22 protein-coding genes and 5 tRNA genes are annotated in these 17,660 nt (G+C 69.2%); 19 read left to right on the forward strand and 8 right to left on the reverse strand.

Annotated elements, in window-relative coordinates; genetic code table 11:
* The first annotated feature begins 99 nt into the window (after window positions 1–99).
* From ACZ4UU_RS07930 to gltX, 3 genes are all read left to right on the forward strand, one after another.
* Entirely contained in the window at window positions 100–285 is a 186-nt protein-coding gene (locus tag ACZ4UU_RS07930; protein ID WP_383454235.1) for a hypothetical protein, read from the forward strand.
* Between the two features lie 138 nt (window positions 286–423).
* Complete coding sequence (locus tag ACZ4UU_RS07935; protein ID WP_468037506.1) at window positions 424–1,209, forward strand: fumarylacetoacetate hydrolase family protein; 786 nt, start codon at window positions 424–426, stop codon at window positions 1,207–1,209.
* Window positions 1,193–2,677, forward strand: coding sequence for a glutamate--tRNA ligase (gltX, locus tag ACZ4UU_RS07940; RefSeq protein ID WP_468037508.1), 1,485 nt, complete (start codon window positions 1,193–1,195; stop codon window positions 2,675–2,677). Before ACZ4UU_RS07935 ends, gltX begins: the two co-directional genes overlap by 17 nt.
* Before the next feature lie 61 nt (window positions 2,678–2,738).
* Here the strand turns inward: gltX and ACZ4UU_RS07945 are convergent, their stop codons facing one another.
* Window positions 2,739–3,023 carry a hypothetical protein gene (locus ACZ4UU_RS07945; RefSeq protein WP_468037510.1) on the reverse strand — a complete coding sequence of 95 codons (285 nt, stop codon included), beginning with the start codon at window positions 3,021–3,023 and terminating at the stop codon, window positions 2,739–2,741.
* 79 nt (window positions 3,024–3,102) lie between these two features.
* On the opposite strand from ACZ4UU_RS07945, the gene ACZ4UU_RS07950 reads away from it, so the two are divergent.
* From ACZ4UU_RS07950 to ACZ4UU_RS07975, 6 genes are all read left to right on the forward strand, one after another.
* Window positions 3,103–3,834 carry an HAD family hydrolase gene (locus ACZ4UU_RS07950; protein ID WP_468037512.1) on the forward strand — a complete coding sequence of 244 codons (732 nt, stop codon included), beginning with the start codon at window positions 3,103–3,105 and terminating at the stop codon, window positions 3,832–3,834.
* A gap of 91 nt (window positions 3,835–3,925) precedes the next feature.
* Window positions 3,926–3,997, forward strand: a tRNA-Gln gene (locus ACZ4UU_RS07955).
* Between the two features lie 21 nt (window positions 3,998–4,018).
* A tRNA-Glu gene (locus ACZ4UU_RS07960) sits at window positions 4,019–4,091 on the forward strand.
* A 29-nt stretch (window positions 4,092–4,120) separates the two neighbouring features.
* Window positions 4,121–4,193: transfer RNA gene (locus tag ACZ4UU_RS07965), tRNA-Glu, on the forward strand.
* Window positions 4,194–4,213: 20 nt separating this feature from the next.
* Window positions 4,214–4,285: transfer RNA gene (locus ACZ4UU_RS07970), tRNA-Gln, on the forward strand.
* Window positions 4,286–4,313: 28 nt separating this feature from the next.
* Window positions 4,314–4,386: transfer RNA gene (locus tag ACZ4UU_RS07975), tRNA-Glu, on the forward strand.
* 37 nt (window positions 4,387–4,423) lie between these two features.
* On the opposite strand, the gene ACZ4UU_RS07980 is transcribed toward ACZ4UU_RS07975, so the two are convergent.
* On the reverse strand, window positions 4,424–5,077 hold the full coding sequence (locus ACZ4UU_RS07980; RefSeq protein ID WP_468037515.1) for a MerR family transcriptional regulator: 654 nt from the start codon (window positions 5,075–5,077) through the stop codon (window positions 4,424–4,426).
* 88 nt (window positions 5,078–5,165) lie between these two features.
* On the opposite strand from ACZ4UU_RS07980, the gene ACZ4UU_RS07985 reads away from it, so the two are divergent.
* Entirely contained in the window at window positions 5,166–5,675 is a 510-nt protein-coding gene (locus tag ACZ4UU_RS07985; RefSeq protein ID WP_468037517.1) for a DUF4188 domain-containing protein, read from the forward strand.
* Between the two features lie 222 nt (window positions 5,676–5,897).
* Here the strand turns inward: ACZ4UU_RS07985 and ndgR are convergent, their stop codons facing one another.
* The gene (gene ndgR, locus ACZ4UU_RS07990) at window positions 5,898–6,614 is read right to left on the reverse strand and encodes an IclR family transcriptional regulator NdgR (protein ID WP_217215073.1); all 717 of its coding nucleotides are present in this window, start codon (window positions 6,612–6,614) and stop codon (window positions 5,898–5,900) included.
* Between the two features lie 201 nt (window positions 6,615–6,815).
* Between ndgR and leuC the strand changes: the two genes are divergently transcribed.
* The 4 genes from leuC to ACZ4UU_RS08010 all read left to right on the forward strand — a co-directional run bounded on the left by leuC (window position 6,816) and on the right by ACZ4UU_RS08010 (window position 10,149).
* Entirely contained in the window at window positions 6,816–8,246 is a 1,431-nt protein-coding gene (gene leuC, locus ACZ4UU_RS07995) for a 3-isopropylmalate dehydratase large subunit (protein WP_468037519.1), read from the forward strand.
* A gap of 6 nt (window positions 8,247–8,252) precedes the next feature.
* A complete protein-coding gene (gene leuD / locus ACZ4UU_RS08000) occupies window positions 8,253–8,846 on the forward strand; it encodes a 3-isopropylmalate dehydratase small subunit (protein ID WP_468037521.1) in 594 nt (197 codons plus the stop codon).
* Window positions 8,847–9,133: 287 nt separating this feature from the next.
* A complete protein-coding gene (locus ACZ4UU_RS08005) occupies window positions 9,134–9,364 on the forward strand; it encodes an SCO5555 family protein (RefSeq protein WP_019755408.1) in 231 nt (76 codons plus the stop codon).
* Between the two features lie 137 nt (window positions 9,365–9,501).
* Window positions 9,502–10,149, forward strand: coding sequence for an HU family DNA-binding protein (locus ACZ4UU_RS08010; protein ID WP_468037524.1), 648 nt, complete (start codon window positions 9,502–9,504; stop codon window positions 10,147–10,149).
* Window positions 10,150–10,221: 72 nt separating this feature from the next.
* On the opposite strand, the gene ACZ4UU_RS08015 is transcribed toward ACZ4UU_RS08010, so the two are convergent.
* On the reverse strand, window positions 10,222–10,425 hold the full coding sequence (locus ACZ4UU_RS08015) for a hypothetical protein (protein ID WP_468037526.1): 204 nt from the start codon (window positions 10,423–10,425) through the stop codon (window positions 10,222–10,224).
* 87 nt (window positions 10,426–10,512) lie between these two features.
* Complete coding sequence (gene cofC / locus ACZ4UU_RS08020; protein ID WP_468037528.1) at window positions 10,513–11,151, reverse strand: 2-phospho-L-lactate guanylyltransferase; 639 nt, start codon at window positions 11,149–11,151, stop codon at window positions 10,513–10,515.
* Between the two features lie 215 nt (window positions 11,152–11,366).
* Between cofC and ACZ4UU_RS08025 the strand changes: the two genes are divergently transcribed.
* The 3 genes from ACZ4UU_RS08025 to ACZ4UU_RS08035 all read left to right on the forward strand — a co-directional run bounded on the left by ACZ4UU_RS08025 (window position 11,367) and on the right by ACZ4UU_RS08035 (window position 14,512).
* Complete coding sequence (locus ACZ4UU_RS08025; RefSeq protein WP_468037530.1) at window positions 11,367–12,167, forward strand: lysophospholipid acyltransferase family protein; 801 nt, start codon at window positions 11,367–11,369, stop codon at window positions 12,165–12,167.
* Complete coding sequence (locus ACZ4UU_RS08030) at window positions 12,164–13,174, forward strand: NAD(P)H-dependent glycerol-3-phosphate dehydrogenase (RefSeq protein ID WP_468037532.1); 1,011 nt, start codon at window positions 12,164–12,166, stop codon at window positions 13,172–13,174. The genes ACZ4UU_RS08025 and ACZ4UU_RS08030 overlap by 4 nt, the downstream gene beginning before the upstream one ends.
* 180 nt (window positions 13,175–13,354) lie before the next feature.
* Window positions 13,355–14,512 (forward strand): D-alanine--D-alanine ligase family protein, encoded by a 1,158-nt coding sequence (locus ACZ4UU_RS08035; RefSeq protein ID WP_468037534.1) that lies wholly within the window; start codon window positions 13,355–13,357, stop codon window positions 14,510–14,512.
* Here ACZ4UU_RS08035 and ACZ4UU_RS08040 read toward each other — a convergent pair.
* On the reverse strand, window positions 14,505–15,038 hold the full coding sequence (locus ACZ4UU_RS08040; RefSeq protein WP_468037536.1) for a DUF3515 domain-containing protein: 534 nt from the start codon (window positions 15,036–15,038) through the stop codon (window positions 14,505–14,507). The two genes, ACZ4UU_RS08035 and ACZ4UU_RS08040, sit on opposite strands and share 8 nt — an antisense overlap.
* A 20-nt stretch (window positions 15,039–15,058) precedes the next feature.
* A complete protein-coding gene (locus ACZ4UU_RS08045; RefSeq protein WP_003997603.1) occupies window positions 15,059–15,292 on the reverse strand; it encodes an Lrp/AsnC family transcriptional regulator in 234 nt (77 codons plus the stop codon).
* Between the two features lie 206 nt (window positions 15,293–15,498).
* Here ACZ4UU_RS08045 and ACZ4UU_RS08050 point away from each other — a divergent pair, with 206 nt between their 5' ends.
* Together ACZ4UU_RS08050 and thiD are read left to right on the forward strand one after the other, a co-directional pair.
* Window positions 15,499–16,467, forward strand: a complete 969-nt coding sequence (locus ACZ4UU_RS08050) for a thiamine-phosphate kinase (protein ID WP_468037539.1) — start codon at window positions 15,499–15,501, stop codon at window positions 16,465–16,467.
* Window positions 16,464–17,270, forward strand: a complete 807-nt coding sequence (thiD, locus tag ACZ4UU_RS08055) for a bifunctional hydroxymethylpyrimidine kinase/phosphomethylpyrimidine kinase (RefSeq protein WP_468037541.1) — start codon at window positions 16,464–16,466, stop codon at window positions 17,268–17,270. The genes ACZ4UU_RS08050 and thiD overlap by 4 nt, the downstream gene beginning before the upstream one ends.
* Before the next feature lie 99 nt (window positions 17,271–17,369).
* Here the strand turns inward: thiD and rpmB are convergent, their stop codons facing one another.
* A complete protein-coding gene (gene rpmB, locus ACZ4UU_RS08060; protein ID WP_003993230.1) occupies window positions 17,370–17,555 on the reverse strand; it encodes a 50S ribosomal protein L28 in 186 nt (61 codons plus the stop codon).
* Between the last annotated feature and the right edge of the window lie 105 nt (window positions 17,556–17,660).

Raw genomic sequence — 17,660 nt, forward strand, 5'->3', positions numbered from 1 at the left:
TTAGCCTGGCGCTTTACATGATGTAAGACTTTGACAACCCCGCGCCCGCGCGAGACCAGGCTCCACCGGCGCCCCGACACGACAGGGTCACGTACAACCGTGAAGACGACGATGATGTTCCACAACATAGCCAACCCGCGGCGCACGACGCTGGCGCACCTCGAGGACGCCGACGCCCTGCAGACCCCGGAGCAGGAGCACTCCGTCGACCTCCCCACCCAGACCGCCAACCCGCGGCGCACCATCCTCGTGGAGGCCCCCGCCACGGCCTCCGTCGCCGGGTAATACGCGCACCGGGCCCGGATCACTCAAGGCGCCCGCCAAAGTGCCGTGTACGGCGGTCATACGCGCGGCCCTCGCCCCTCCCCGCGTTAGCCTGGAGCGTCAGACTCCAGCCGGCTCAAGTGAGGGGCGCAGCATCCCGTGCGCATCGCCAGATTCTCCATCGACGGGAACGTCGCCTTCGGCGCGGTCGAGGGCGACAAGCCGGACGAGCTCGTGCTCGACATCATCAAGGGCATCCCGTTCGCGGACTTCGAGCTCTCCGGTACGAAGGTCCCGCTCAGCAAGGTGCGTCTGCTGCCCCCGGTGCTCCCCAACAAGGTCGTGGCCTTCGGCCGCAACTACGCCGAGCACGCGCGCGAACTCGGCAACGAGGTGCCCGACGCCCCGTTCGCCTTCTTCAAGCCGTCGACCTCCGTCATCGGCCCCGGCGACGAGATCCAGTACCCGTCCTTCACCGAGGACCTCCACCACGAGGCCGAACTGGCCGTCGTCATCGGCCGCATGTGCCGCGAGGTCCCGCGCGAGCGCGTCAAGGACGTGATCTTCGGCTTCACCTGCGCCAACGACATCACCGCCCGGGACGTCCAGAAGCGCGAGAAGCAGTGGGCCCGGGCCAAGGGCTTCGACAGCTCCTGCCCGCTGGGCCCCTGGGTGGAGACCGGCCTGGCCCTCGAAACGGCCGCCGACCTGACCATCCAGCTCACGGTCAACGGCGAACAACGCCAGCTCGGCCGCACCAGCGAGATGATCCACCCGATCGAGGATCTGATCGTCAACATCTCCGAGGCCATGACGCTGCTCCCCGGCGACGTGATCCTCACGGGCACCCCGGCAGGCGTCGGGCCGCTCACCGTCGGCGACGAGGTCGCCGTCACCATCGAAGGCATCGGCACTCTCACCAACAAGGTTGTCAAGCGTGGCTAGCGCACCCGTCCGCGTACGTTTCTGCCCCTCGCCCACCGGTAACCCCCATGTGGGCCTGGTCCGCACCGCCCTGTTCAACTGGGCGTTCGCCAGGCACCACCAGGGCACCCTGGTCTTCCGCATCGAGGACACCGACGCGGCCCGCGACTCCGAGGAGTCCTACACCCAGCTGCTCGACTCGATGCGCTGGCTGGGCTTCGACTGGGACGAGGGCCCCGAGGTCGGCGGCCCGCACGCGCCGTACCGTCAGTCGCAGCGCATGGACCTCTACAAGGATGTCGCGGCCAAGCTCCTCGACGCCGGCCACGCCTACCGCTGCTACTGCTCCCAGGAAGAGCTGGACACCCGCCGTGAGGCCGCCCGCGCGGCCGGCAAGCCGTCCGGCTACGACGGCCACTGCCGCGACCTGACCGACGCGCAGGTCGAGGAGTACAAGGCCCAGGGCCGCGAGCCGATCGTCCGCTTCCGGATGCCCGACGAGACGATCACCTTCACGGACCTGGTCCGCGGCGAGCTGACGTTCACCCCGGAGAACGTCCCGGACTACGGCATCGTCCGCGCCAACGGCGCCCCGCTCTACACCCTCGTCAACCCGGTCGACGACGCCCTCATGGAGATCACCCACGTCCTGCGCGGCGAGGACCTGCTCTCCTCGACGCCCCGTCAGATCGCCCTGTACAAGGCGCTGATGGAGCTGGGCATCGCCAAGGGCATCCCCGAGTTCGGCCACCTGCCGTACGTGATGGGCGAGGGCAACAAGAAGCTCTCCAAGCGCGACCCGCAGTCGTCGCTGAACCTCTACCGCGAGCGCGGCTTCCTCCCCGAGGGCCTGCTCAACTACCTCTCCCTCCTCGGCTGGTCGCTCTCGGCCGACCAGGACATCTTCACGATGGACGAGATGGTCGCGGCCTTCGACGTCGCCGACGTGCAGCCCAACCCGGCCCGCTTCGACCTGAAGAAGTGCGAGTCGATCAACGGCGACCACATCCGCCTGCTGGACGTGAAGGACTTCACGGAGCGCTGCGCGCCCTGGCTGAAGGCCCCCTTCGCCCCCTGGGCCCCGGAGGCCTTCGACGAGGCCAAGTGGCACGCGATCGCCCCGCACGCCCAGACCCGGCTGAAGGTGCTGTCGGAGATCACGGACAACGTCGACTTCCTCTTCCTGCCGGAGCCGGTCTTCGACGAGCCGTCCTGGACGAAGGCCATGAAGGAGGGCTCGGACGCTCTCCTGCGCACGGCCCGCGAGAAGCTGGACGCGGCCGACTGGACCTCCCCCGAGTCCCTCAAGGAGGCCGTCCTGGCCGCCGGCGAGGCCCACGGCCTCAAGCTCGGCAAGGCCCAGGCCCCGGTCCGCGTAGCCGTCACCGGCCGCACGGTGGGCCTGCCCCTGTTCGAGTCCCTTGAGGTGCTGGGCAAGGACACGACCCTGGCCCGGATCGACGCGGCGCTGGCGAGGCTGGCGGCGTAGTACCCCCACGCACGTGAGGGGCGGCACCCGGATCCCGGGTGCCGCCCCTCACGCGTCCGTCTCAGACCGTGTCGGCCTCGTCGATCAGGTACGCGAACTCGTCGAAGATCTCCAGCACGACGATGACCATGACGGCGCCCGCGACCATGTACTCCAGCATCACACCGGGTGCCACGTACGCCTTGCGCAGGTGCTCGTCGGGACCGAGCTGCGCGGTGGCGTTCTTGCGGAACGGGTCACGCGCCAGTATCCGTACGGCCCTGTCCAGATGGACTCGACGCTCCTCGGGCAAGGCGTCGTACGCCGCACGGGCTTCGACGGTGAACTGGACGCGGTACTCGGTCATGCCCCCAGTGTGCCAGTCCACGTCTACTGACGACCGCGATCGCCGGACGGGGCCCCGCACCCCGGGTTACCGTCGGATCATGAGCATTCGGGCCGTGGTCTGGGACGTCGACGACACCCTCTTCGACTACACCACCGCCGACCGCGCGGGAATGCGGGAGCACTTGCTGGCCGAGGGCCTGCTCGGCGCGTACGGCGACGCCGAGCAGGCCCTCGTGCGGTGGCGGCAGGTCACGGACGCCCAGTGGGCACGGTTCTCGGTCGGGGAGACGACCTTCGAGGACCAGCGGCGTGATCGGGTACGGGTCTTCCTGGGCACGGAGCTGACCGACGCCGAGGCCGACGCATGGTTCGAGCGCTACATCGCGCACTACGAGACCGCCTGGGCCCTGTTCCCGGACGTCCTGCCCGTCCTGGACGCGCTAGCAGCCAGCCACCGGCACGCGGTGCTGTCGAACTCCAGCATCCACGTCCAGGACCGCAAACTCCGCGTCCTCGGTGTGCACGACCGCTTCGAGGCCATCCTGTGCGCCGCCGAGCTCGGCGTCTCCAAGCCGGAGGCCGGTGCCTTCCACGCCGCCTGCGCCGCCCTGGAGCTCGCCCCGCACCAGGTGGCGTACGTCGGCGATCACCCGGAGATCGACGGGCGGGGTGCCGCGGAGGCCGGGCTGCTGTCGGTCTGGATCGACCGTGCGGGCGTGTACACCAGCGCGGGCGCCCTCGGCGGACCGCACCGGATCGCCTCCCTCTCCGAACTCCCCGCGCTCCTCGGCGCGGATACCCGTTTTGGAGCCCCGTCCACCTTCGGGTAATGTTCTTCCTGCGCCGCCGAGGAGCGGGCCGAAAGGCCGGAACCCGGAGGAGCAAACTAGAACAAGATCCCCTCAGGGGCTTGCGTTCCAGTGGCCTATGGTGTAATTGGCAGCACGACTGATTCTGGTTCAGTTAGTCTTGGTTCGAGTCCAGGTAGGCCAGCTCGCAGAGCTCATCTGCAAAGCCCCCGTTGTGTAGCGGCCTAGCACGCTGCCCTCTCAAGGCAGTAGCGCCGGTTCGAATCCGGTCGGGGGTACTGATCTCGATCAGCTCGGGATCGCTAGGGCCCCCGTTGTGTAGCGGCCTAGCACGCCGCCCTCTCAAGGCGGTAGCGCCGGTTCGAATCCGGTCGGGGGTACAAACTGGTCTAAACCACATTGGTCTATGGTGTAATTGGCAGCACGACTGATTCTGGTTCAGTTAGTCTTGGTTCGAGTCCAGGTAGACCAGCTCGGATCTGCGGAAACGTAAGATCCTCGCCCCCGTTGTGTAGCGGCCTAGCACGCCGCCCTCTCAAGGCGGTAGCGCCGGTTCGAATCCGGTCGGGGGTACACAGTGAAGGCCCTCCACTTCGGTGGGGGGCCTTCGTCATTCCTGGTCACCGAAGCCGTACCGGCGCGCCGACTCCTCCTCCTGTGCCAGCCGGTGCAGTGCCTGAAGCATCGGCTCGACGAGGATCGCCCCCAGGACCGCCGTCTCCACCTTCTCGGCCTCCGACGCATGGGTCTCGACGAAGTCCAGGTCGAGAACCGCCGCCCCGTGCATCAACCGGGCGTACTCCAGCAGCAGTTGAGGATCCCAGTCGTAACCGAGCCGTCTGAGCGCCGCCATGGCCACCACCAGCGAACGGTAGGAGGGCGAGATCGTCACCAGCGCCTTGGCGTTCGACCAGCCCAGGGACTCCAGCAGTTCGTCCGCCACGTCGTGCGCGGCCCGAACGTACTCGTCGTCCTCGTCCGGCTCCGGGACCTGCGGCAACGCCCACAGGGCCGCACCCAGCCGGATCGTCCGGGGGAGGGCGTCGTCGTCGACATGCCCGAGCACCTCCCGGACCGTCGCCACCGGCACCCGTCCGACCTGGATCATCGCGCGCACCAGACGCAGCCGGCGCAGATGCTCCTCGTCGTACTCGGCGGTGCGGGCGTTGATCTGGCGGCCGGGCGCCAACAGGCCTTCGCGCAGGTAGTACTTGATCGTCGCGATGGGCACCCCACTGCGCTCGCTGAGCTCCGCCAGCCGCATCTCTTGCGCCCCTCCTTGGGAAGTGCCACTATCCAAACACCGATCAGAAGGATAGTGCCGCTATCCGGTTGCGGAGCCAGGGGGCCTCATGTTCGCCAAGCCGGTGCTGGGTCGTACGACCGCGGATGCCGAGGGCGATGTGGTGGTCCTGCTCATCGGGATGCGGATCAACCACTTCTGGGCGGTGCACCAGTGGCTCCCGGTCATGCTGTCGATGTTCCGCATGCTGGGGGAGCTTGCGCGGGACGGCGACCGGGGGCTGCTGGGGCGTGTACTGCTGACTGCTTCACCGCGGACGTACTACGTCGTCCAGTACTGGGAGTCCAAGGAGAAGCTCTACGCGTACGCCGCCTCGCCGGACATGTTCCATCACCGGGTGTGGGGGATCATCAACCGCAAGGAGCGGGCGGGGAAGGTGCGGGGGCACGTGGGGCTGTGGCACGAGGCCTACGTGGTGCCCGAGGGGGCGTACGAGTCGATCTACGCGGACATGCCGGCGTTCGGGCTGGCGGCGGCGCATGGGCAAGTGCCCGTGGAGTCGCGGGGCCGGTATGCGAAGGACCGGTTCGCTCACAGGTCCGGGAGTGCGACGTCCTAGGGGCGCGGGGAACTGCGCGATCAGCCACGATGGCGCGGTCGTCGGCGGACAGCTGGTGGTGGCAGATTCTGCGCCGTGGGATCTTCGGGTAAGGGGCGGGTGCGTGCGGGCCGACTGTGGCTGGTCGCGCAGTTCTCCGCGCCCCTTGGGTGCGTCACCTGACCGTCGGAGGAGGGCCGCCGCGGCGTTGAGGCTGCCCTTTCCCGACGTACGGCGATGCCGTCAGCCCGTGCGGCGCAGGGCCTCCGAGAGGCGGGCCGCGGCGTCGATGACCGCCTGGGCGTGCATGCGGCCGGGGTGCCGGGACAGGCGCTCGATGGGGCCGGAGACGGACACTGCGGCCACCACGCGGTTCGACGGGCCACGCACGGGCGCGGAGACGGACGCGACGCCCGGCTCGCGCTCGCCGATCGACTGGGCCCAGCCCCGGCGCCGTACGCCCGAGAGGGCCGTGGCCGTGAAGCGGGCGCCCTGGAGGCCGCGGTGCAGACGCTCCGGCTCCTCCCAGGCCATGAGGATCTGGGCCGAGGAGCCCGCCTTCATCGTGAGCGTCGAGCCGACCGGGACCGTGTCCCGAAGGCCGGACAGGCGCTCCGCCGCGGCGACGCAGATGCGCATGTCGCCCTGGCGGCGGTAGAGCTGTGCGCTCTCGCCGGTGACGTCACGGAGGTGGGTGAGGACCGGGCCGGCGGTGGCGAGGAGACGGTCCTCACCCGCTGCCGCGGCCAGTTCCGCCAGCCGAGGGCCGAGAATGAAACGGCCCTGCATGTCACGCGCCACCATGCGGTGGTGTTCCAGAGCCACGGCCAGTCGATGGGCCGTGGGTCGTGCCAGTCCGGTGGCCGAGACGAGCCCTGCGAGGGTGGCCGGACCGGACTCCAGGGCGCTCAGGACAAGGGCTGCCTTGTCCAGAACGCCGACGCCGCTACTGTTGTCCATGCAACGATACTCGCGTCTCACTCTGTGAAACGCAAGTTCAATTTTCCGTGGAACACGCCACTCTGGAAGAACGAAGGCAGAGCGGCCCGTAAACCGAACGGGCCTGGCGGCGGACGCCCGGAAGCAGGGGCGCGGGCGGTGGCCGCCTTCTCAAGATCTCTAGTTGGGCCGGCGGACCGTAAGCCGGCCGGAGGGAAAGCGATGGGTAGGACACTCGCGGAGAAGGTCTGGGACGACCATGTCGTCCGGCGCGCCGAGGGCGAGCCCGACCTCCTCTTCATCGATCTGCACCTGCTGCACGAGGTGACCAGCCCGCAGGCCTTCGACGGCCTCCGCAAGAGCGGCCGCAAGGTGCGCCGGCTCGACCTGACCATCGCCACCGAGGACCACAACACCCCGACCCTCGACATCGACAAGCCCATCGCCGACCCGGTCTCCCGCGTGCAGCTGGAGACGCTGCGCGCGAACGCCGCCGAGTTCGGTGTGCGCCTGCACCCGCTGGGCGACGTCGAGCAGGGCGTCGTGCACGTCGTCGGCCCGCAGCTGGGTCTGACCCAGCCCGGCATGACCGTCGTCTGCGGTGACTCCCACACCTCCACGCACGGTGCCTTCGGCGGCCTGGCGTTCGGCATCGGCACCTCCCAGGTGGAGCACGTGCTGGCCACCCAGACGCTGCCCATGGCCCGCCCCAAGACCATGGCCATCACCGTCAACGGCGAACTGCCCGACGGTGTCACCGCCAAGGACCTGATCCTGGCGATCATCGCCAGGATCGGCACGGGCGGCGGCCAGGGCTATGTCCTGGAGTACCGCGGCTCCGCCATCGAGAAGCTCTCGATGGAGGCCCGGATGACCATCTGCAACATGTCGATCGAGGCCGGTGCCCGCGCGGGCATGATCGCCCCCGACCAGACCACCTTCGACTACCTTCAGGGCCGCCCGCACGCGCCCACGGGCGAGGACTGGGACGCGGCCGTCGCGTACTGGAAGACGCTGAAGACGGACGACGACGCCGAGTTCGACGCCGAGGTCGTCATCGAGGCCGCCGAACTGTCGCCCTTCGTCACCTGGGGCACCAACCCGGGCCAGGGCGCCCCGCTTTCGGCGTCCGTCCCCGACCCTGCTTCGTACGAAGACGCTTCGGAGCGCCTCGCCGCCGAAAAGGCCCTGGAGTACATGGGGTTGGAGGCCGGTCAGTCGCTGCGCTCCATCAAGGTGGACACCGTCTTCGTAGGCTCCTGCACCAACGGCCGCATCGAGGACCTGCGTGCCGCCGCCGAGCTCGTCAAGGGCCGCAAAGTCGCCGACGGGGTACGGATGCTGGTCGTCCCCGGCTCCGCGCGGGTCGGTCTCCAGGCCGTTTCCGAGGGTCTGGACGTCGTCTTCAAGGAGGCCGGCGCCGAATGGCGGCACGCGGGCTGCTCGATGTGTCTGGGCATGAACCCCGACCAGCTGGCCCCGGGTGAGCGCTCCGCGTCCACCTCCAACCGCAACTTCGAGGGCCGGCAGGGCAAGGGCGGTCGTACCCACCTGGTGTCGCCGCAGGTCGCCGCGGCCACCGCGGTCCTGGGCCACCTGGCCTCCCCGGCCGACCTGTCCGACGCCGAGACCCGTACGCCCGCTGGAGTCTGATCAGCCATGGAAGCATTCACCAAGCACACCGGCCGGGCCGTCCCGCTGCGCCGCTCCAACGTCGACACCGACCAGATCATCCCTGCTCACTGGCTCAAGAAGGTCACGCGGGACGGGTTCGAGGACGGGTTGTTCGAGGCCTGGCGCAAGGACGAGACGTTCATCCTCAACCAGCCCGAGCGGCAGGGCGCCACGGTCCTGGTCGCCGGTCCCGACTTCGGTACCGGTTCCTCCCGTGAGCACGCCGTGTGGGCGCTGCAGAACTACGGCTTCAAGACGGTCATCTCCTCCCGCTTCGCCGACATCTTCCGCGGCAACTCGCTCAAGAACGGCCTGCTCACGGTGGTTCTGGAGCAGAAGATCGTGGACGCGCTGTGGGAGCTCACGGAGAAGGACCCGCAGGCCGAGATCACCGTTGACCTGGAGGCCCGCGAGGTGCGCGCCGAGGGCATCACCGCCTCCTTCGAGCTGGACGAGAACTCCCGCTGGCGGCTGCTCAACGGCCTCGACGACATCTCGATCACCCTCCAGAACGAAGAGGACATCGCCGCCTACGAGGCGAAGCGGCCGTCGTTCAAGCCGCGCACGCTTCAGACCTGAGCCCGAGATCGCTCCGGTTCGCACCGAGGCCTGAGCGCAAGGCGACTTTCGGACACCGCAACACCCCCTCAGTACCCCCGATCAGCCCGATCGGGGGTACTGCCATGTCTGCACCCGAACGGCCCTGCGCGGCTTACGTGCCGGACTCAACTTCCCACGTTACGAGGGATGTTGCGGGGGTACGCGAGTGGTGTAACCGTGACTTCCGCAAGTGCCCGGAAGGCCATTTGAGGCCGGAGTTGCACCCCTGGCAGGCGACAACTCGCCCCAGATGGCACAATCTGTGCATGGAACACGACGGCCAACTCGAGCTCTATGCGGCAGTCGCGGACCAACTGAAGGAAGCGCACACAAGGGTGCGCGCACTGCAAGTCCCGGAGGGCGTACGGATGGCGCTGACCCGGAAGCTGCTGGTCATTACGGCCGCGGCCAAGCACGACGTCGCCGAAGCGACAAGGCGTCTGGAGCGGTTCATGGCGGATCTCGACGCGGGGCGATTCCCCGAAGAGGAACGCTGAACACCTTCGAGACAGTCGAGTCTGTTGCGGCACAAGGGTGATTAGCCCGTTTCGTGTTTGATTTGCGGTATATATCTGCCTAACGTGCGAAAAAGCTTGAACACTTTCGTTCTGGCGATGTCTCCGAAGGGGAAGACGTGAACAAGGCGCAGCTCGTAGAAGCGATTGCCGACAAGATGGGCGGCCGCCAGCAGGCCGCCGATGCTGTCGACCATGTACTGGACGCCATCGTCCGCGCGGTCGTCGCGGGTGAGCGGGTCTCGGTCACCGGCTTCGGTTCGTTCGAGAAGGTCGACCGACCTGCTCGTTACGCCCGTAACCCCCAGACGGGCGAGAGGGTTCGGGTCAAGAAGACCTCCGTTCCGCGCTTCCGCGCCGGTCAGGGCTTCAAGGACCTGGTCAGCGGCTCGAAGAAGCTCCCGCGGGGCGGCGAGGTCGCCGTCAAGAAGGCGCCCAAGGGCAGCCTGACCGGTGGTGCCGCGGCGACGGTCAAGAAGGCCGCCGCGAAGAAGACCACCAAGGCCGCCGCGGCGAAGAAGACCACCGCGAAGAAGACGACGGCGAAGAAGACCACGGCCGCCGCGAAGAAGACCACCGCGAAGAAGGCTCCGGCGAAGAAGACCACGACGGCCGCCAAGAAGACGACCGCGGCGAAGAAGACGACCGCCAAGAAGGCGACGGCCAAGAAGGCCCCGGCGAAGAAGGCGACCGCCAAGAAGGCGCCCGCCAAGAAGTCGACGGCTCGCAAGACCATCGCCAAGAAGGCGACCGCCCGCAAGAGGTAGGACCGCAGGGGCACTCACGCGCCGGGCCGGACTCCGTGTGGAGTCCGGCCCGCGGCGTGTTGGAGCCGCTGCTCAGAGCGTTTGCAGGGTCACCAGCGTGATGTGCAGGGACTCGCCCTCGCCCTCCGTCTCGATACGGACCCGCTGCCCGGGGCGCAGCAGCCGTAGGCCTCCGGCGTCGAAGGCGGGGGCGTCGAAGGGGACGGGGGTGCCGTCGTCCAGGAGGACGCTGCCGGAGCGGGTGTTCTCGTCGTAGGTGTACGCGGTGGCCTGCATGGCGGTAACCCTACGACGGGTTGTGTTTCGCGTGCGGGGCCGTGGGGACTGGTCGGGCAGTTCCCCCGCCCCTTGGCGGGGTTGCCGTCACGGCTCCTTGATCAGTAGCCGTGCTGCCATCGCCGCCGTTCGTGGGCCCACTCCCAGAGCCAGTGCCGCCCGTAGATCCTCGCCGGTGTCCACGTCCTGGCGTACGGAGCCGACGTCTTCGAGGCCGAGTTCCACTGCCCCCGAGGCGCGGTGCCGGAACCGCGAATCCTCGCCGAATTCGGGCAGTAATTCCTGGCCGGGCGCAGCCCCGAGCAATGTGGTGCCGATGGCTGCCGCGTCGGGAAGGAAAGCGCGGGGGAATTCCGTTGCCGCATCCAGGACCCGGGCCAATTCCAGGGGGCGCAGTGCCGGAAGATCGGCGTTCAGGGCCGCTACGGGGCTTTCGGGGCGCAAGGAGCGTACGACGGCCGTCGCGTGTGCCAGTGCCGCGTTCAGGCCGCCTCCCGGCTCGTCGGGGACGATATGCGCGCCAAGTGCGCCCAGCTCGCGGCCGGCCAGGGCGTCGTTCGTGACGACTGCCACATCCTTGACCGCCGGGCAGGCCAGCGCCGCCGCCACCGTGTCCTGCGCGAACGCGAGGGCGAGGCCGGGGCGCAGCCCGTCCGACGCGGTGTCCGAGAGCCTGCTCTTCGCCCGCGCCAAGGGCTTCAGGGGTATGACCAAGGTCCACTGCACGAGCGTTTCGCTCCCTCTCTAGTCCCGGCCATTGTCACTCAGCCGTCACCGGCGTCATCTGGCGGTGACGGTAATGGGAGGCCTGCGAAGCTCCTTGCAAGGGTGGGGGTGGGAGACGGGCGGGCGTACGGTGTTCTCGACAGACCGGCGGCCTGGGGCGACACTTGTGCGGCCCCCCGGCCCGATGTCCTTGATCTCTAGAGGAAGGTGCACGCGTGCCCCGCCGCAGAATCGGCTTCTGGTACCGCTTCGCCGCGGTGATCTGCAAACCGCCGCTGGTGGTTCTGATCAAGCGGGACTGGCGTGGAATGGAGCACATTCCGGCCGAGGGCGGATTTATCACCGCGGTGAACCACAATTCGCACATCGATCCCTTCGCGTACGCGCACTTTCAGTACAACACCGGCCGGGTTCCGCGATTCCTGGCGAAGAGTGGACTTTTCAAGAAGGGATTCGTCGGCGCCGCCATGCGCGGCACCGGACAGATCCCCGTCTACCGGGAGACCACGGACGCGCTGAGCGCCTTCCGGGCCGCGATCGACGCCGTGGAGCGCGGCGAATGCGTCGCGTTCTACCCCGAGGGCACCATCACCCGCGACCCGGACCAGTGGCCCATGACCGGCAAGACCGGCGCCGCGCGCGTGGCCCTGCAGACCAAATGCCCGGTGATCCCGGTCGCGCAGTGGGGCGCCAACGAACTGCTGCCGCCCTACGCCAAGAAGCTCAACCTCCTTCCGCGCAAGACCCACCAGGTGCTCGCCGGCCCGCCCGTGGATCTCGCGCGCTTCTACGACAAGGAGATGACCCCGGAGCTGCTGAAGGAGGCGACCGAGGTCATCATGGCCGCCGTCACGGCCCAGCTGGAGCAGATCCGCGGCGAGAAGGCGCCGAAGACGCCGTACGATCCGCGTCAGGAGCGCATCGAGCAGCGACGCCGCACTGCCGCGCAGAACCGGCAGACGCAGCCGAGGGCCGAGCAGGAAAAGGCCGAGCAGGAAGAGGGGCAGGGCACGTGAGCAAGCCCGTCAAGGCGGCAGTTCTGAGTGCTGGTTCGTGGGGGACCGCCTTCGGCATCGTCCTCGCCGACGCGGGATGCGAGGTCACCCTGTGGGCGCGTCGCCCCGAGGTCGCCGACGCCATCAACTCGACCCGTACGAACCCGGACTACTTCCCCGGCGTCGAGCTCCCGCAGGGCATGCGGGCGACCACCGACCCGGCCCGGGCCATGGCCGGCGCGGACTTCACCGTGCTGTCCGTCCCCTCCCAGACCCTGCGCGCCAACCTCGCCGAGTGGACGCCGATGCTGGCGCCGGGCACGGTCCTGGTGTCCCTGATGAAGGGCGTCGAACTCGGCACCGCCATGCGGATGAGCGAGGTCATCGACGACGTGGCCAAGGTCGGCCAGGACCGCATCGCCGTGGTCACCGGGCCCAACCTGGCCCGCGAGATCGCCGCGCGGATGCCGGCCGCCGCCGTGGTCGCCTGCACCGACGAATCCGTCGCGCAGCGCATCCAGGGCGCCTGTCACACGCCGTACTTCAGGCCGTACACCGAGACCGACGTGGTGGGCTGCGAGCTGGGCGGTGCCGTGAAGAACGTCATCGGGCTCGCCGTCGGCATCGCGGACGGCATGGGCCTCGGCGACAACGCCAAGGGTTCACTCATCACGCGCGGACTCGCCGAGACGGCGCGGCTCGGTGTCGCGCTGGGCGCCGACCCGATGACGTTCGCCGGACTCGCGGGCCTCGGCGACCTGGTGGCGACGTGCTCCTCGCCGCTGTCCCGCAACCACACCTTCGGCACCAACCTCGGCAAGGGCATGACCCTCCAGGAGACCATCGCGGTCACCAAGCAGACCGCCGAGGGCGTCAAGTCCTGTGAGTCCGTGCTGGATCTGGCCCGCCGGCACGGCGTCGACATGCCCATCACGGAGACCGTCGTCGGCATCGTCCACGAGGGCAAGCCGCCCGTGGTCGCCCTCAAGGAGCTCATGTCGCGCAGCGCGAAGCCCGAGCGCCGCTAGGCGCTCCGCTGGGTGCCGGGGAGTGTCGTCGGGCGGCTGCGGCGCCGTTGTGGTTGCTCGCGCCCGCGCGGCGGAGCCGCAGGTGGATAGAGCCCCGCGCCCCTTTGGGGGCGCTGCGCGAACCGCCATCGTCAACGGACGCTGACTCCGGCCCCTACCACCGGGTACTCTCAACGCGATATGAGCACCGAGAACCTCCCCCAGAGCCCTGACCAGCCGCCCCGCAAGCCGCGCGTGGCCGTCGTGTTCGGCGGTCGCAGCTCCGAGCACGGGATCTCCATGGTCACAGCCGGCGCCGTGCTGCGCGCGATCGACCGGACGCGGTACGACGTGTTGCCGATCGGCATCACCCGCGGCGGCCGCTGGGTGCTCACCGCCGACGATCCCGAACGCATGGCGATCACCGACCGCCGTACGCCCGAGGTCGACGACCTCGCGGAGTCCAGCGAGGGCGGCGTGGTGCTCCCCGTCGACCCGGCGAGCCGCGAAGTGGTCTACAGCGAGCCCGGATCGGTGCCCAAGGCCCTCGGTGACGTCGACGTGGTCTTCCCGGTGCTGCACGGCCCGTACGGCGAGGACGGCACCCTCCAGGGCCTCCTGGAGCTCTCCGGCACCCCGTACGTGGGCTCGGGCGTGCTCGCCTCGGCCGTCGGCCAGGACAAGGAGTACATGAAGCGGGTGTTCACCTCGTTCGGGCTCAAGGTGGGCCCGTACGTGGTGATCCGGCCGCGCGAGTGGGAGCGGGACGAGTCGGCAGCCCGCAAGAAGATCGTCGACCTGGCTGGCGAGCACGGCTGGCCGCTCTTCGTGAAGCCCGCACGCGCGGGCTCGTCGATCGGCATCACCAAGGTCGAGGACATGGCCGGTCTGGACGAGGCCATCGCCGAGGCCCAGCGGCACGACCCGAAGATCCTCGTCGAGGCGGCCCTGCGCGGCCGTGAGATCGAGTGCGGGGTGCTGGAGTTCGAGGACGGCCCGCGCGCCTCCGTCCCGGCCGAGATCCCGCCGCCGGACGCGCACGCGTACTACGACTTCGAGGCCAAGTACATCGACTCCACGCCCGGCATCGTGCCGGCCCCGCTGACGCCCGATGAGACGGCCGAGGTCCAGCGGCTCGCGGTGGACGCCTTCGAGGCGGCCTCCTGCGAGGGGCTGGTGCGCGCGGACTTCTTCCTCACCGAGGACGGGGAGTTCGTGATCAACGAGATCAACACGATGCCCGGCTTCACACCGATCTCGATGTACCCGCAGATGTGGCAGGCGAGCGGGATCAGCTACCCGGAACTGGTGGACCGGCTGATCCAGGCGGCGCTGAGGCGGTCCACCGGGCTCAGGTAGGGTCCGCCACGGTCAGGTCGGCGATCCCCGTGGGGATCGCCTTCTTGATGGCCGGAGCCAGGTCGATCAGCGCTCCCGAGCTGTCCAGTCCTTCGGGCACGGTGACCTCGACGTACGCGCGGCGGCTCGCGGAGGTGAACCGGTACCCCCCGCCGTCCTGCTTCTCCATCAGCCACTTGACGCCTTCCACACCTCCGGCCACCGCGTCCGGATCCCGGCCCTCGGCCACCTTGGGGTCGATCATCTTCGGCGGCCGTACGACACCGCAGCGCAGTATGATCGCCGGGTCGTCCCCCCAGCCCGCGGTCAGCGGGGACGCGGGCGAGGGATCCGCACGGCGCTCACCGTCGACCTTGGCCGGCAGTGCTTTGTCCAGGTTCTGACACAGCTTCGCCGCCGTCCTGCCGGGACTGGGAACCGCCGCCGACGCGCTGCCGTCTGCTGATGAGCAGCCCGCAGCGGTGATCAGCAGCACGAGCGCGGGCAGCCCGAGGACAGAAGTGTGCCGGTGACGGAAAGAGTTCACCGGCCAAGGGTAGACGGGGGCTACAGATGTACGACCGGGCAGGTCAGGGTGCGGGTGATGCCGTCCACTTGCTGGACCTTCGCGACCACCATGCGACCCAGGTCGTCGACCGTGTCGGCCTGGGCGCGCACGATGACGTCGTACGGTCCTGTCACGTCCTCGGCCTGGATGACTCCAGGGATCTTGCTGATCGTCTCGGCGACGGTCGACGCCTTGCCGACCTCCGTCTGGATCAGGATGTACGCCTGTACCACGGAACCTCCAGGGCGGCCACGAGGATCATGTGGGGAAAAGGAACGCCACGGTATCGCGTCGCCGCTCGCCGCGGGGAGACCTGCGATGGGCGGGGCTTGCGCGCCGGGGTACCGGCACGACAGAAGTTGACGTACACCTCGACCGTAACGAGGACCGAAGTGACGCGCGACCGGGTGCGGACAGGGACAGAAGGGGCGTAAGGGCAATGAAGGGCACTGTTGGTGAGCTCGGCGAGTTCGGGCTCATCAGGGAGCTCACCTCCCGTCTCACCACCACCCCGGCGGTCCGGGTGGGCCCCGGCGACGACGCCGCGGTGGTGGCCGCGCCCGACCGCAGGGTGGTCGCCAGCACCGACATCCTGCTGGAGGGGCGGCACTTCCGCCGCGACTGGTCCACGGCCTACGACGTCGGCCGCAAGGCCGCCGCGCAAAACCTCGCGGACATCGCCGCCATGGGTGCCGTACCGACCGCGCTGCTGCTCGGCCTGGTCGTGCCGGCCGAACTCCCGGTGACCTGGCCGACCGAGCTGATGGACGGCCTGCGCGACGAGTGCCAGGTCGCGGGCGCCTCCGTGGTCGGCGGCGACGTCGTACGGGGCGACTCGATCATGGTGTCGATCACCGCGCTCGGCGATCTGCGCAACCAGGAGCCCGTGACGCGGGCCGGCGCACAGCCCGGCGACCTCGTGGCGGTGACCGGCTGGCTGGGCTGGTCCGCCGCCGGATACGCCGTGCTGTCCCGCGGCTTCCGCTCGCCGCGGGCCTTCGTGGAGGCCCATCGGCGCCCCGAGCCGCCGTATCACGCTGGTCCGGCCGCCGCGGGGCTCGGCGCGACCGCGATGTGCGACGTCAGCGACGGGCTGATCGCCGACCTCGGGCACATCGCCGAGGCCAGCAAGGTCCGGATCGACATCCGCTCCGGCGCGATCGACATCCCGACGCAGATGAACGACATCGGGCAGGCCGTCGGCGTCGATCCCATGCAGTGGGTGCTGACCGGGGGAGAGGACCACGCGATCGTGGCGACCTTCCCGCCGGACGTGAAGCTCCCGGCCCGCTGGAAGGTCATCGGCGAGGTCCTCAACCCCTCCGCGCTGCCCCAAGTGACGGTGGACGGGGCGCCGTGGACCAAGAAGGGCGGCTGGGACCACTTCGGCGGGGACATCGAGTCATGATCCCCAACCTCGGGATCCCCAACGTCCTTACGGTGGCCGGCTCCGACTCCGGCGGCGGCGCGGGCATCCAGGCCGACCTGAAGACGATGCTGGCACTCGGCGTGCACGGCATGAGCGTGATCACCGCGGTCACCGCGCAGAACTCCGTCGGCGTGCAGGGCGCTTGGGAACTGCCCGTGGAGGCGGTACGCGCCCAGTACCGCAGCGTCGTCGACGACATCGGCGTCCAGGCGATCAAGACGGGGATGCTGGCGTCCGCCGAACTGGTCGAGACGGTGGCGGAGTTGATCGGGGGCACGGACGCGCCGGCGGTCGTCGACCCGGTCGGCGTCTCCAAGCACGGAGACCCGTTGCTCGCGGCCTCCGCACTGGACTCGGTGCGCACGAAACTGCTGCCGGTGGCGACCGTGGCGACGCCCAACCTCGACGAGGTGGCGCAGCTCACCGGCGTCCGGGTCGAGGCGGAGGAGCAGTTGCGCCAGGCCGCGGCGGCCGTGCTGGCGTACGGACCGCGCTGGGTGCTGATCAAGGGCGGCCATCTGTCCGGGGACGCCGTGGATCTGCTGACGGACGGTTCCGAGGAGCACTGGCTGCGGGCGCCGCGCTACGACAACCGGCACACCCACGGCACGGGCTGCACGCTCGCCTCGGCCATCGCCTCGGGGCTCGCCAAGGGGCTGTCGGTCCCGGAGGCGGTGGCGGCGGCCAAGGAGTACGTCACCGGGGCGATCAGGGCGGGGTTCGCGCTCGGCGGGGGGATCGGGCCGGTGGACCACGGGTGGCGGTTCCGCGAGGGCTCGTAGCGAGCCGGCGGCCGCCCGGGCACAGCAAAAAGCCGGTCCACCGAGGTGGACCGGCTTACTGCAGCGAACCAGCAGTGGCCGCGCGCTCAGCTGTGGGCGTCAGCGCGAGACCTTGCCGGCCTTGATGCACGAGGTGCAGGCGTTCACGCGCTTCGGCGTCCCGCCGACCACGGTACGGACGCGCTGGATGTTCGGGTTCCAGCGACGGGACGTACGGCGGTGCGAGTGCGAGATGTTGTTGCCGAAGCCCGGCCCCTTGCCGCAGACGTCGCAGTTGGCAGCCACGGGTCACTCCAAAGACTTCAGATGCTCTTACGGATAATCCCGGCATGCCGGGATCGAGATCTACTATCAGAGATCTGAGTGGCGTTGCCAGGGGAACGGCCCGAT

It is taken from the genome of Streptomyces sp. NPDC028907 (genome assembly GCF_055564995.1).

What these genes read in the sequence shown, in the direction of transcription:
- ACZ4UU_RS08050 (WP_468037539.1), top strand. Translation starts at nt 15,499, where the DNA reads ATGAAGGGCACTGTTGGTGAGCTCGGCGAGTTCGGGCTCATCAGGGAG.
- leuD (WP_468037521.1), top strand. Translation starts at nt 8,253, where the DNA reads ATGGAAGCATTCACCAAGCACACCGGCCGGGCCGTCCCGCTGCGCCGC.
- ndgR (WP_217215073.1), bottom strand. Translation starts at nt 6,614, where the DNA reads ATGGACAACAGTAGCGGCGTCGGCGTTCTGGACAAGGCAGCCCTTGTC.
- ACZ4UU_RS08015 (WP_468037526.1), bottom strand. Translation starts at nt 10,425, where the DNA reads ATGCAGGCCACCGCGTACACCTACGACGAGAACACCCGCTCCGGCAGC.
- thiD (WP_468037541.1), top strand. Translation starts at nt 16,464, where the DNA reads ATGATCCCCAACCTCGGGATCCCCAACGTCCTTACGGTGGCCGGCTCC.
- ACZ4UU_RS08005 (WP_019755408.1), top strand. Translation starts at nt 9,134, where the DNA reads ATGGAACACGACGGCCAACTCGAGCTCTATGCGGCAGTCGCGGACCAA.
- ACZ4UU_RS07985 (WP_468037517.1), top strand. Translation starts at nt 5,166, where the DNA reads ATGTTCGCCAAGCCGGTGCTGGGTCGTACGACCGCGGATGCCGAGGGC.
- ACZ4UU_RS07980 (WP_468037515.1), bottom strand. Translation starts at nt 5,077, where the DNA reads ATGCGGCTGGCGGAGCTCAGCGAGCGCAGTGGGGTGCCCATCGCGACG.
- leuC (WP_468037519.1), top strand. Translation starts at nt 6,816, where the DNA reads ATGGGTAGGACACTCGCGGAGAAGGTCTGGGACGACCATGTCGTCCGG.
- ACZ4UU_RS07950 (WP_468037512.1), top strand. Translation starts at nt 3,103, where the DNA reads ATGAGCATTCGGGCCGTGGTCTGGGACGTCGACGACACCCTCTTCGAC.
- ACZ4UU_RS07945 (WP_468037510.1), bottom strand. Translation starts at nt 3,023, where the DNA reads ATGACCGAGTACCGCGTCCAGTTCACCGTCGAAGCCCGTGCGGCGTAC.
- ACZ4UU_RS08035 (WP_468037534.1), top strand. Translation starts at nt 13,355, where the DNA reads ATGAGCACCGAGAACCTCCCCCAGAGCCCTGACCAGCCGCCCCGCAAG.